Below are 13081 nucleotides of genomic sequence, written 5' to 3'. Positions count from 1 at the left end.
CGCAAATCTATCATGCCTGGGCGGCATTTGATCGCGTTTCGCAAGTGACTGGATTGAAAGGACTTTTCCGGGCTGTGCAGGACTTATCTGCCGGGTTGTCCACAGTTGTTGGGGATAAGCGGCGGGGATAGCCGCTTATCCCCGGTGCGCGGCGAGCGCCGCGCACCGGCCGGGGCCTCAGGCGCCAAGGTCCACGCACAGGTACTTGATTTCGAGGTATTCCTCGATGCCGTACTTGGAACCTTCGCGTCCCAGACCCGACTGCTTGACGCCGCCGAACGGGCCGACTTCGTTGGAGATTAGGCCGGTGTTGATGCCGACGATGCCGTATTCCAGCGCTTCGGACACGCGCCAGATGCGGGCGTAGTCGCGCGTGAAGAAGTACGCGGCCAAGCCGAAGATGGTGTCGTTGGCCATGCCGATGACTTCTTCTTCGGTGTCGAAGCGGAACAGCGGGGCCACCGGGCCGAAGGTTTCTTCGGTGGCAAAGCGCATCGATTGCGTCACGTCGCGCACCACGGTCGGTTCGAAGAACGTGCCACCCAGCGCATGCGGCTTGCCGCCGGCAATGACCTTGGCGCCGTGCGAGGTGGCGTCGGCGATGTGCTCTTGCACCTTTTCGATGGCGTTCGTGTCGATCAGCGGGCCTTGCGTCACGCCGTCTTCAAAGCCGTCGCCGACCTTCATGGCGTTGACCTTGGCGACCAGGCGCGTGGCGATTTCCTCGTACACGCCGGCTTGCACGTAGATGCGGTTGGCGCACACGCAGGTCTGGCCGGCGTTGCGGTACTTCGAGGCCAGGATGCCGTCAACCGCGCGGTCCAGGTCGGCGTCGTCGAACACGATGAACGGCGCGTTGCCGCCCAGTTCCAGCGACAGCTTCTTGATGGTGGGCGCGCATTGCTCCATCAGCGTGCGGCCCACTTCGGTGGAACCGGTGAAGCTCAGCTTGCGCACCACATCGCTTTCGCACAGCGCTGCGCCGATATCGCGCGAGCTGCCGGTGATGACGTGGAACACGCCCGCCGGAACGCCCGCTTCTTCGGCCAGCACGGCCAGCGCCAGCGCCGTCAGCGGCGTCTGCTGGGCGGGCTTGACCACCATCGTGCAGCCGGCGGCCAGTGCCGGACCGACCTTGCGCGTGATCATGGCGGCCGGGAAGTTCCACGGCGTGATGGCGGCGGTGACGCCAATGGGTTGCTTCAGCGCCAACAGGCGTTGGCCGGCCTTCGGGCTTTGCAGCACGTCGCCGTCGATGCGCTTGGCTTCTTCGGCAAACCACTCCAGGAACGATGCGGCGTAGGCGATTTCGCCCGCGGCCTCGGTCACCGGCTTGCCTTGCTCGGACGTCATGATGGCAGCCAGGTCCTGCTGGTTCTGCATCATCAGCTGCGACCACTTCAGCAGGATCGCGGCGCGTTCCTTGCCGGTCTTGGCGCTCCAGGCGGGCAGGGCGGCCTGCGCGCTCGCGATGGCCTGTTCGGTTTCCTTGCGGCCCAGCTTGGGCACGGACACGATGGTCTTGCCGGTGGACGGGTTGTCAACCGGGATCGATGCGCCGTTGCCGGCGCCAACCCACTTGCCGTCGATGTAGCAGGCGTCGCGCAGCAGATCGGGGCGCGACAGGGGATGGGTCAATGCGGTCATTATTGAAGTCTCCTTGATTGGGATTCAACGGGGCCAAGGCAGCGAAAAAAGCGCAACAGCAATGCGCAACAGCAATGCGCAACAGTAAAGCGCAGCGGGCGCGGCGGAAAGATCCGCAACGCCCGCAATCACCGTGCCTGTGGCCCAAGAACAGGGTTCAGGCCGTGAACGTTACGCTGCCAGTGCGTCGGACAAAATCGCCAGCGCGCGGTCGAACTGCGCGTCGGGGATGGTCAGCGGGTACAGGAAACGCAGCACGTTGCCGTAAACGCCGCAGCTCAACAGGATAAGCCCTTGTTCCAGCGCGCGGGCCTGCACGCGCTTGACGGCTTCAGCGTCCGGCTTGCCGTTGGCGTCGTTCAGTTCCAGCGCCACCATCGAACCCAGGCCACGCACGTCGGCAATAGCCGGCACCTTGGCGCGCAGGCCTTCCAGGTGGGCGCGCAGCTTTTCGCCCAGTACATTGGCGCGATCGCACAGCTTTTCTTCGGCAATCACGTCCAGCACGGCGTGGGCCGCGGCTACCGCCAGCGGGTTGCCGGCGTAGGTGCCGCCCAGGCCGCCCGCTGCCGGGCCGTCCATGACGTCGGCACGGCCGACCACGCCCGAGATCGGGAAGCCGCCGCCCAGGCTCTTGGCCATGGTGATCAGGTCGGCTTGCACCGAGTGGTGTTCCATGGCGTAGAGCTTGCCGGTGCGGCCAAAGCCCGTTTGCACTTCGTCGGCGATCAGCAGGATGCCGTGCTCGTCGCAGAGCTTGCGCAGCGCGCTCATCAGTTCGGGCGGGGTGATGTTGAAGCCGCCTTCGCCTTGCACCGGTTCAATGATGATCGCGGCGACGCGCTTGGGGTCGATGTCGCACTTGAACAGCAGGTCCAGCGCCTTGAGCGAATCGGCAACGGAGATCGACTGCGTGGCGTTGGGGAACGGCACGTGATAGATGTCGCCGGGCATCGGGCCGAACGACAGCTTGTACGGGGCAACCTTGCCGGTCAGCGCCATGCCCAGCATGGTGCGGCCATGGAACGAACCCGAGAACGCGATGACGCCCGAACGGCCCGTGGCCGAACGCGCGATCTTGATGGCGTTTTCAACGGCTTCGACGCCGGTGGTGAAGAAGGCGGTTTTCTTCAGGCCGTCGATGGGGGCCAGGCGGTTGATGCGTTCGGCCAGCGAGATGTAGCTTTCGTACGGAACGATCTGGTAGGCCGTGTGCGTGAAGTTGTCCAGCTGAGCGGCCACGGCGGCCTTGACCTTGGGGTGCAGGTGGCCGGTGTTGAGCACCGCGATGCCGCCCGCGAAATCGATGTATTCCTTGCCGTTGGCGTCCCACAGCGTGGCGTTCTCGGCACGCACTGCGTAGAAGTCGCACATGACGCCAACGCCGCGCGGCGTGGCCAAAGAACGGCGGGTATTCAGGTCTTGATTCTTCATCTCAGCCTCGATGAACAGGGTGGGCGGGAAAAACCTTATTTAATGCTACGATGGCCCCATTTGTGGGAACCACTTTGATAAAACAGGTAGAACCAATTGCGGTCCATTGTAGGTGACTTGCTGCTGCTGCGTCTGGCGGACGGATCTAGCGAGCCCATGAACAAGCGCTTGTATCGCGGCATACGCGAAGCGATCCTGGATGGCGCCATCGCCGCCGACACGCGTTTGCCTGCGTCGCGCGACCTGGCAACAGAGCTGGGCATTGCCCGCAATACCGTGGTCCACGTCTACAGCCAGTTGCTAGCCGAAGGCTATACGCGCAGCCGGCAGGGCAACGGCACGTTCGTCAACGCGTCGGTGCCCGACTCTTACCTGGCCAGCGGCCGGCGCCTGCGCCAGCCCGCGCAAGCGCAACCGGGGCCCGCGCTGTCACCACGCGGCGCGGCCATTGTCGAAGGCGTGTCGGCCTCGCCCTACCAGTGGGGCGCGTTCATGCCCGGCGTGCCCGACCTGACCGAATTCCCCCACAAGAAATTTGGCCGCATCGTCAGCAATTTGTGGCGCAACCCGTCGCCCGATCTGTTGACCTATGCCTACGGCGGCGGCCTGCCGGCGCTGCGCGAAGCGCTGGCCCAGCATCTGGCGCTGACGCGTTCCATTGACTGCGACCCCGACCAGATCATCATCACCGAAGGCTCGCACCAGGCCATCGACCTGACGACGCGCATCCTGGGCGAAGCCGGCGAAACCGCCTGGGTCGAAGACCCCGGCTACTGGGGCGCGCGCACCATCTTGCAAGCCAACGGCCTGCACACCGTGCACCTGCCGGTGGACGAAGAGGGCATGCGCCTGCCCGAACCCGGCGGCACGCCGCCGCGCTTCATCTTCGTCACGCCATCGCACCAATATCCCCTGGGGCCGGTGATGTCGCTGGCGCGCCGCCGGCAATTGCTGGCCGTGGCGCGGCAAAGCGGCAGCTGGATCATCGAAGACGATTACGACAGCGAATTCCGCTTCTCGGGCCGCCCCATCGCCTCGTTGCTGGGCTTGGAGCCCGATGCGCCCGTCATCTATATGGGCACGTTCAGCAAGACGCTGTACCCCGGCCTGCGCGTGGGCTATCTGGTCTTGCCCAAGCCGCTGACCGCCGCGTTCCAGGCCGCGCACGCCGAGCTCTACCGCGAAGGCCATCTGATGACGCACGCGGCGCTGGCCACGTTCATTTCCGAAGGCCATTACGCCGCGCACATCCGTCGCATGCGCATGCTGTATGGGCGGCGCCGCGCGATGCTGGTCAACCTGATTGAACGCCGGCTGGGCCCGGACTGGCTGCACCGTGACGCCAGCATGGCAGGGTTGCATCTGGTGCTGACCTTGCCGCTGGACATGGACGACCTGCGCGTGGTGGATGTGGCGCGCAGCAAGGGCGTGCTGACCCGCGCGCTGTCGCGCTATTACGTCAATGCCGAAGGGCGGCGGCCCGGCCTGCTGCTGGGCTATGCCTGCGTGCCGGAAAACGATATTGCGCGCAAGTTCGAGGTGCTGCTGGAAAGCCTGGCCGACGTCGCCCGCAAGCCCGCGGCGGCTTGACCGGGTCCGCCTAGAAAAGCGGCAGCGCCGCGCCGAATGCCGCCGCGTTGCGCATGCCCTGGTCTTCGAAGTTGGTGTTGAAAACGGCATGCGCCTGGCTGCTTTGCGTGGCCAGCCGCGTGAAGCGTTCAACCAGTTCGGCAAGCTCCTGCTCGGTATATTCATATTGAAAGCGGCCCGACGACGCGCTGCCCGAGGCGTTCCATGCGTCGGCATTGCGGCCGTGCAGCCGCAGCAGCGTCAGATCGGGATGCGTGCTTTCCCAGATGGCGGGCACGGTATTTTCAAAGCCCTGCGGTGCGTCCACCACCGTGTGCACCACGCCCAGATCGCGTTCGAAAGCCAGCGTGTCGGCGATGGCGCCCGGGCTGTCGAACCAGCTGCGATGGCGAAATTCCACCGAAATCAAATGCTCTTGCATGCGCGCGGCGCAGTCGGCCACATGCGCGCGTCCCCGCGCGTCGCGCCGGATCCATGGGGGAAATTGAAAATGCACCGCGCCCAGCTTGCCCGGCATCCGCAGTGGTTCCAGCGCCAGTTGATAGCGGCGCCACATTTCATCGCGCAGGTCTTCGGGCATCTGGCGGTGGTAGATGATCGGGTCCGGCCAATCTTCCAGTTCGCGTGCGATGTCCCCGGGCAGGGCGGCCAGCGGCGTCTGGTGGCCGGTGAACAAGCGGAACGCCTTGATGTTGAAGACGAAGTCGTCCGGCGTGCGCTGCGCCCACAGATAGGCGTTGTTAGCTGAGGGCAGCGCGTAGTAGCTGGAATCGATTTCCGCCATCGAAAAGCGCGACGCGTAAAAGCGCAGCCGCGCTTCGGCGCCCCGCACGTCGGGTGGGTAAAACCGCCCGCAGGCGAGCAGGGTGGGGTCGGTCCAGGAGGCGGTGCCGGTCAGGATACGCATGGCAAAAGGGTGGCGGATGGGGCGCGGGGCAGGGCGACGACGCTGCTATGATAGCTGGATAAATAGCCAGTCATTTGGCCTACTTGCCGCCATGCCCGACCACGATCCCACTGCCAACACCCGCCCCGATCCCCTTGCCGATCTGAACCCTGCCCAGCGCGAAGCCGCCGAATTCGGCGTGCGGCCGGGCTCAAGTTCGGCCGGGGCCGGGGCCTCCGATGACGGCCCCCTGCTCGTGATTGCGGGGGCGGGATCGGGCAAGACCAACACGCTGGCGCACCGCGTGGCCCACCTGATCCTGAACGGCGCCGACCCCCAGCGCATGCTGCTGCTGACGTTCTCGCGCCGCGCGGCACAGGAAATGGACCGGCGCGTGGGCTCGGTGCTGCAACGCGTGATGAACCTGCGCGGCTCGCAGCAGGCGCCGTCGTTGCCTTGGGCAGGCACCTTCCATGCCATCGGCGCGCGGCTGCTGCGCGACTGCGCACTGCGCATCGGCCTGTCTGAAGCCTTCACCATCCACGATCGCGGCGACGCCGAAGACCTGATGGGCATGGTCCGGCATGAACAAGGCTTGTCATCCACCAAATCGCGTTTTCCCTTGAAGGGCACCTGCCTGGCGATTTATTCGCGCGTGGTCAATAGCCAGACGCCGGTGGCCGACGTGCTGAAAACGTCATTCCCCTGGTGCGCGCAGTGGGAAGAGGAATTGAAGACGTTGTTTCGCGGCTATGTGGCCGCCAAGCAGGACCAGCAGGTGCTCGACTACGACGACCTGCTGCTGTATTGGTCCGAGATGATGACGGACCCGGGCATCGCCGCCGATGTCGGCGCGCGCTTTGACCACGTGCTGGTGGATGAATACCAGGACACGAACCGCCTGCAATCCGCCATTCTGCTGGCCATGAAGCCCGACGGGCGCGGGCTGACAGTGGTGGGCGACGACGCGCAATCCATCTATTCGTTCCGCGCCGCCACCGTGCGCAACATCCTGGATTTTCCGTCGCAGTTTCCCAAACCCGCCCGCGTCATCACGCTGGACCGCAACTACCGGTCGACCCAGCCCATCCTGAACGCATCGAACGCGGTGATCGGCCTGGCCACCGAACGCTACGCCAAAGACCTCTGGACCGATCGCGTCTCGTCGCAACTGCCCGAACTGGTCACCGTCAGCGACGAGGCCGGACAGGCGCGCTGGGTCGCCGACCAGGTGCTGGCGCAGCGCGAGGGCGGCGCCACGCTCAAGTCGCAAGCGGCGCTGTTCCGCACGGCCAGCCATAGCGCCGCGTTGGAACTGGAACTGACCCGGCGCAACATTCCTTTCGTCAAGTTTGGCGGCCTGCGCTTTCTGGAAGCCGCGCACGTCAAGGATCTGCTGTCGCTGTTGCGCTGGGCCGAGAACCCGCGCGGACGCATGGCGGGTTTTCGCGTCGCGCAGTTGATGCCCGGCATCGGCCCGGCCACCGCCGGCAAGCTGATGGACGCCATGGCGGCCAGCGCCGAACCGCTGCGCGCGCTGCGCGAGTTCAAGCCGGGCGCGGCGGCCCAACAGGAATGGGGCGCGTTCGCCGACACCTATGCGGCGCTGTGCGACCCGGGCCTGCGTTGGCCCGCCGACGTGGACCTGGCGCTGCGCTGGTACGCCGGCCAGCTTGAACGCCTGTACGACGACGCGCGGGTGCGCAAGACCGACCTGGACCAGCTGGTGCGGCTGGCGGCGGGCTACCCGTCGCGCGAACGCTTTTTGACCGAGCTGACCCTGGACCCGCCCGACGCCACCAGTGACGAATCCGGCGCGCCGTCGCGCGACGAGGACTACATGATCCTGTCCACCATCCACTCGGCCAAGGGCCAGGAATGGAAGGCTGTCTATGTGCTGAACGTGGTCGATGGCTGCATCCCGTCCGACATGAGCACCGGCACCGCCGAAGAGATCGAAGAAGAGCGGCGCCTGCTGTATGTGGCCATGACACGCGCCAAGGAACGGCTGCAACTGATCGTGCCGCAGCGCTTTTACGTGCATCAGCAGACGGGCATGGGCGACCGCCACGTGTACGGTTCGCGCACGCGCTACATCACCAACGCCATGCTGCCGCTGTTTGAACACCTGCCTCGGCCGCCCGCGCTGGGCGACCTGCCTGCCGGCGCGCCGCCCAAAGAGGCGCAGGCCCCGGCCATCGACGTGACCCGGCGGGTGCGCAACCTGTTCTCATAGCCTGCGCTATCATCAGCCGATGCCATAAGTTGTGCCGCAGGGCTCGCATTGCCAAAGGGTATCCATGTCTGCTGAAGAGAATTTCGCCGACGTCCACAAGGGCGAGGTGGTGGCGTCCATCGCCTATGTGAACGGCCGCCGCGACCGCGAAGTGCCCATCGATGAAGTCGGCCAGCACATCGGCCGGTATAGCAGCCAGAACAGCGACCAACTAGGCGGCCCATCAGACGGCAAATCAGGCGGGCAATCAGGCGGATTAAGCCCCGGCCAACCGCCCGGCATGCTGTGGATCGGCCTGCGCAACCCCACGCCCGAATTGCTGGCCCGTGTCACCGGTGAATTGGGCGCTTGTGGCAAGAACCAGGAAGAGATGCTTGAACCGCACCGGCGGCCCAAGATCATCGATTACGGCAACATGGTTCTTATCGTGACCATCACCGTCGAGGTCGAGGCCGAACGGCCTGTCTTCGGCGAAACCCAGCTCTTGATCGGCGACGGCTTTCTGGTCACCGTGCGGCGCGGCGCCACGGCGGCGCACAGCCCGCTGCGCGAACGCCTGGAAGCGTCGCCCGACCTGCTCAAGCGCGGCAGCGACTACGTGGCCTCCGAAGTGCTGGACTGGCTGGTCGACCGCTACGTGGCGGCGGCGGGCAAGATCGAAAGCGTGGTCGAAGGCGCCGAACAGAAGTTGCTGATCCGTGGCGCCAAGGATTCCGATATCCGCAGGCTGTACCGCCAGCGCCGCGACTTGCTGCGCATTCATACCGTGGTGTCGCCGATGGCGGAAATATGCCGTCGGCTGGCGCGCGTCGAAATGTCGGCCGTGGACGAGCATGCTCGCCCGTACTTCGGCGAGGTCGCCGACCGCGTGCTGCGCGTGGACGAGCTGTTCAACGCGTTGCGCGAATCGCTGGCGTTCGCCTTCGAAGCCAGCCTCATGATCGGCCAGGCGGCGCAGAACGACACGACGCGCAAGCTGGCGTCCTGGGCCGCCATCCTGGCCGTGCCCACCGCGATTGCCGGCATCTATGGCATGAACTTCGAATTCATGCCGGAACTGAAGTCGCCCCTGGGCTATCCCATCACGCTGGGCGTCATCGCGTCGATCTGTTCGGTGTTGTACTGGCGGTTCCGCAAGTCCGGCTGGCTATGAAAGGCAGGCGGGGAACAGCGGGCAACGCAGGCCGGCAACCCAGCCGGCGCGGCAGGGGCGGCGAGACGTCCAGCAAGGCAAGCGACCGGGACATTTTCCGCACGGTCGATTAACGAAAAACCGGGCCGCCTGTGGCACACTTGCCGCGTTTCTTACCTGGAGGCCGGCCGGTGCGTGGCAAACCCCCATTTCGCGGCGGCGGCAAGCTGACCGCCCTGATCGTTGCCTTGATTCTTGCGGCGGCGGGCGCCATCGTCAATTGGCTACAGCCGTCGGGGCAGGGCGATTCGCCCCGCCCGTCGCGTCCGCCCTCGGCCGATGGGCGCTCGCCTGCGGCCGACGGCATTCCGCCCGGCAGCTACACGCTGACCGGCGCGATCGTCAACGTGGCCGATGGCGACACCGTCACGCTGCGCGCGCGCGATGGCCAGCGCCGCATCCGCATGGACAGCATCGATGCGCCTGAAGAAGGCCACGGCGCCGACCAGCCCGGCCAACCCTTTGCCGAAGCGTCCCGCAAGAATCTGGCGGATCTGGTCGCCGGCAAGACGCTGACCGCCCAATGCTACGAACAAGACCAGTACGGCCGCGACGTCTGCGCGCTGATTCTGGATGACGGCCGCTCGGCCAACCGTTTGCAGGTGCAGTCCGGCTACGCCTGGGCCTACACCGCCAGGCGCGGCGATTACCTGCGCGACAAGGCCATGACGAGCTTGCAACGCCAAGCCCAGGACGCCAAGCGCGGCCTATGGGCCAAAGAAGGCGCCATGCAGCCCTGGAAATGGCGCTATGACTGCTGGCGCCAGCGCCAGTGCGGGTGATGAGAGGCGGTCGCCGCCCCGTGCACCCGCTAGGGCATGCCTGGGTACTGGCTGCGTCCCGCCTTTGCTATCCTCTGTCGCAACGTTTTGAAGGGAAGGTTTCCATGCTTGCAATGAAGCGGCTCAGGGCGACAGCCATGCTGATGTTGCTGGCGCTGGCGGGCTGCTCTCAAGAAAGCCCCATCAACAGCCCGTATCCGTCCGGCGCCGAAAGCCAGAACACGCTTTATTCCGCGTTTGTGCAGCGTTCGCCCAAATACCTGGACCCGGCAAGCTCTTATTCCGGCGACGAAACCCCTTATACCTACAACATCTACGAGCCGTTGTACGGGTATCACTACCTGAAGCGGCCGTACGAGCTGGTGCCACGCGCCGCGCAGTCCATTGATCCGCCGCAGTATCTGGACGCCCAGGGCAAGCCCTTGCCCGCCGATGCGCCGGGCGAACAAATCGCCGAAAGCATCTACGACATCAAGATACGCCCGGGCGTGCGCTACCAGCCGCACCCCGCGTTCGCCCGCAAGACCGACGGCAGCTACGACTACTTCCCGATTTCCGAAGACGACCTTAAAGACAAGTACTACATCCCCGATTTTCCGCGCACCGGCACGCGCGAACTCACGGCGGACGACTACGTCTACGCGTTTCGCCGTCTGGCCAGCCCGCGCGTGGTGTCGCCTATTTATTCGGTGATGGCGGACCACGTGGTCGGCATGCAGGAATACGGCGACCGGCTGCGCAAACGCGACCGGGACCTGCGCCGCGATCTGCCCGGCGGTGGCGCCGCCTCGTGGCTGGACCTGCGCGATTCCGACGGCTTTACCGGCATCCAGGCGCTGGACCCGCACACGCTGCGCATTCGCGTCAAAGGCAAGTACCCGCAGTTCAAATACTGGCTGGCCATGACCTTCACGGCGCCCATCCCCTGGGAGGCCGACCGCTTCTACAGCCAGCCGGGCATGGCCGCGCATGACCTGTCGTTGAACACCTGGCCGGTCGGCACCGGCCCGTACATGATGGCGGAATCGTTGCAGAACCGTCGCCACGTGCTGGTGCGCAACCCCAACTTCCACGGCGAAGCCTACCCCTGCGAGGGCGCACCCGGCGACAAGGAAGCCGGCATGCTGGCCGACTGCGGCAAGCCCACGCCCTTTATCGACCGCGCCGTGTTCAGCCTGGAAAAAGAAGCCATCCCGCTGATCGGCAAATTCATGCAGGGCTATTACGACGTGCCGCAAATCGAACGCGGCGAATACGGCGTGGCCATGCTGGTGGCGGCGGGCGACAGCCAGGACAAGGCCAAGCAGTACCGCGAACACGGCATTCGCCTGCCCACCACGGTGGAAACCGCCAACTGGTACATGGGCTTTAACTGGCTGGACCCGGTGGTGGGCAAGGGCGACACGCCCGAGCAGGCGGAAAAGAACCGCAAGCTGCGCCAAGCCATCAGCATCGTGTTCGACTGGGAAGAATTCGTCACCGTGTTCGAAAACGATCAGGCGTCCGTGGCCCAGGGCCCGGTGCCTCCCGGCGTGCTGGGCTACCGCGATCCGCCTGAGGGCGTGAACCCGGTGGTCTACGACCTGGTTGACGGCAAGCCCGTGCGCAAGTCCGTCGACGTGGCCAAGCGGCTCTTGGCCGAGGCCGGTTACCCCGACGGCCGCAACGCCAAGACCGGCGCGCCGCTGGTGCTGTATTACGACGCCATGCAGGGCGGCGGGTCGAACCCGCGCTTTGACTGGATGCGCAGGCAGATGGCCAAGATCGGCGTGCAGCTGGACGTGCGTTCCACCGACTACAACCGCTTCCAGGACAAGATGACGCGCGGCGCCGCGCAGATCTTCCTGTGGGGCTGGAACGCGGATTACCCCGACGCCGAAAACTTCCTGTTCCTGCTGTACGGCCCCAACGCCAAGGCGCGGGGGGGCGGCGAGAACGCAGCCAACTACCAAAGCCCGGAATTCGACAAGCTGTTCGAACAGATGAAGTTCCTGGACGACGGCCCCCAGAAAGAACAGCTGATCGCCAAGATGGTGGCGGTGGTGCAGCGGGATGCGCCGTGGATGTTCGGCTATTTCCCGATGTCGGGCGGCGCCTATCAGCAGTGGGTCGGCAACGCCAAGCCCACGCAGATGGTGCGCAACACGCTGCAATACATGAAGATCGATCCCGCGCTGCGCCAGCAGAAGATCGATGAATGGAACGTCCCAAGATGGTGGCCGATCGGCCTGTTCGTGCTGCTGTTGGCGCTGGCGATCTGGCCTTCGTACGTGGCGCTCAAGCGCCGCGAACGCCAGACCGCCTTCGGCCCGGCGGTCCGCAAGGAGCATCAATCATGATCGGCTATGTGATTCGCCGGCTGCTGTATGGCGTGCTGATCCTGATCGGCGTCAACCTGTTCACCTTCATCCTGTTCTTTGCAGTGAACACGCCCGACGACATGGCGCGCCTGGCCATCGGCGGGCAGCGCGCCAGCCAGGACGCGGTGGAAAAATGGAAGGTCGAACGCGGCTACGACAAGCCGCTGTTCTTCAACGAGCGCGCGCAAGGCACGGCGCAACTGACCGACACCATCTTCTACCAGCGCTCGGTGCCGCTGCTGGCCATGGAATTCGGCGCATCGGACAGCGGGCGCGACATCGGCCGCGAGATCCAGACGCGCATGGGCCCCAGCCTGGCGCTGGCCGTGCCCACCTTCATCCTGGGGTTGTTCGTCAGCATCGTGTTTTCGTTGACGCTGGTGTATTTTCGCGCCACGCGGCTGGACTTCTGGGGCGTCGTGGTGTGCGTGCTGCTGCTGTCCATTTCCAGCCTGTTCTACATCATCGCGGGGCAGTGGGTGTTCGCCAAGCTGATGCGGCTGGTGCCGTTCTCGGGGTTTTCGGGCGGGCTGGACGTGGTCAAGTTCCTGGCGCTGCCGGTGCTGATCGCCATCGTGTCGCGGCTGGGTCCCGAGGCGCGCTTCTACCGCACGCTGTTCCTGGAAGAGATCGGCAAGGACTACGTGCGCACCGCGCGCGCCAAGGGCCTGGCCGAACGCGTCGTGCTGTTTCGCCACGTGCTGCGCAACGCGATGCTGCCCATCCTGACCAGCACGGTGGCCGCCTTGCCGCTGCTGTTCATGGGCAGCCTGATCGCCGAGTCTTTCTTCGGCATCCCCGGCCTGGGCAGCTACACCATCGACGCCATCAACGCGCAGGATTTTTCCGTGGTGCGCGCCATGGTGTTCCTGGGCGCCGCGCTCTATATCGTGGGGCTGATCCTGGCCGACATTTCCTACACGCTGGCTGACCCCCGCGTTCGATTCGAGTAGC

9 protein-coding genes are annotated in these 13081 nt (G+C 65.3%); 6 read left to right on the top strand and 3 right to left on the bottom strand.

From position 1 onward, the window contains the following. Positions 1–177: 177 nt before the first annotated feature. Both KYT87_RS18810 and KYT87_RS18805 read right to left on the bottom strand, forming a co-directional pair. Positions 178–1647 carry an NAD-dependent succinate-semialdehyde dehydrogenase gene (locus KYT87_RS18810; RefSeq protein WP_219990574.1) on the bottom strand — a complete coding sequence of 490 codons (1470 nt, stop codon included), beginning with the start codon at positions 1645–1647 and terminating at the stop codon, positions 178–180. Positions 1648–1818: 171 nt separating this feature from the next. Continuing rightward, positions 1819–3081 carry a 4-aminobutyrate--2-oxoglutarate transaminase gene (locus KYT87_RS18805; RefSeq protein WP_046804103.1) on the bottom strand — a complete coding sequence of 421 codons (1263 nt, stop codon included), beginning with the start codon at positions 3079–3081 and terminating at the stop codon, positions 1819–1821. A 96-nt stretch (positions 3082–3177) separates the two neighbouring features. Here KYT87_RS18805 and KYT87_RS18800 point away from each other — a divergent pair, with 96 nt between their 5' ends. Beyond that, the gene (locus KYT87_RS18800; protein WP_370638719.1) at positions 3178–4671 is read left to right on the top strand and encodes a PLP-dependent aminotransferase family protein; all 1494 of its coding nucleotides are present in this window, start codon (positions 3178–3180) and stop codon (positions 4669–4671) included. Between the two features lie 10 nt (positions 4672–4681). Here the strand turns inward: KYT87_RS18800 and KYT87_RS18795 are convergent, their stop codons facing one another. Further along, on the bottom strand, positions 4682–5578 hold the full coding sequence (locus tag KYT87_RS18795; protein WP_046804102.1) for a DUF72 domain-containing protein: 897 nt from the start codon (positions 5576–5578) through the stop codon (positions 4682–4684). A 91-nt stretch (positions 5579–5669) separates the two neighbouring features. Here KYT87_RS18795 and KYT87_RS18790 point away from each other — a divergent pair, with 91 nt between their 5' ends. The 5 genes from KYT87_RS18790 to KYT87_RS18770 all read left to right on the top strand — a co-directional run bounded on the left by KYT87_RS18790 (position 5670) and on the right by KYT87_RS18770 (position 13080). Further along, on the top strand, positions 5670–7793 hold the full coding sequence (locus KYT87_RS18790) for an ATP-dependent helicase (protein ID WP_219990573.1): 2124 nt from the start codon (positions 5670–5672) through the stop codon (positions 7791–7793). A gap of 64 nt (positions 7794–7857) precedes the next feature. Next, the gene (locus tag KYT87_RS18785) at positions 7858–8946 is read left to right on the top strand and encodes a magnesium and cobalt transport protein CorA (protein ID WP_120156364.1); all 1089 of its coding nucleotides are present in this window, start codon (positions 7858–7860) and stop codon (positions 8944–8946) included. Between the two features lie 170 nt (positions 8947–9116). After that, entirely contained in the window at positions 9117–9767 is a 651-nt protein-coding gene (locus KYT87_RS18780) for a thermonuclease family protein (protein WP_219990572.1), read from the top strand. 104 nt (positions 9768–9871) lie between these two features. Then, positions 9872–12106: an ABC transporter substrate-binding protein gene (locus tag KYT87_RS18775; protein WP_219990571.1), complete on the top strand. Its 2235-nt coding sequence runs from the start codon at positions 9872–9874 to the stop codon at positions 12104–12106. Beyond that, on the top strand, positions 12103–13080 hold the full coding sequence (locus KYT87_RS18770; protein ID WP_104144273.1) for an ABC transporter permease: 978 nt from the start codon (positions 12103–12105) through the stop codon (positions 13078–13080). Before KYT87_RS18775 ends, KYT87_RS18770 begins: the two co-directional genes overlap by 4 nt. Position 13081: the final 1 nt, after the last annotated feature.

It is taken from the genome of Achromobacter sp. ES-001, from assembly GCF_019448355.1.
Taxonomy (GTDB): domain Bacteria; phylum Pseudomonadota; class Gammaproteobacteria; order Burkholderiales; family Burkholderiaceae_B; genus Achromobacter; species Achromobacter spanius_B.
Note: the sequence above shows the minus strand (reverse complement) of the source record. Positions and strands in the feature narration are given on the sequence as shown.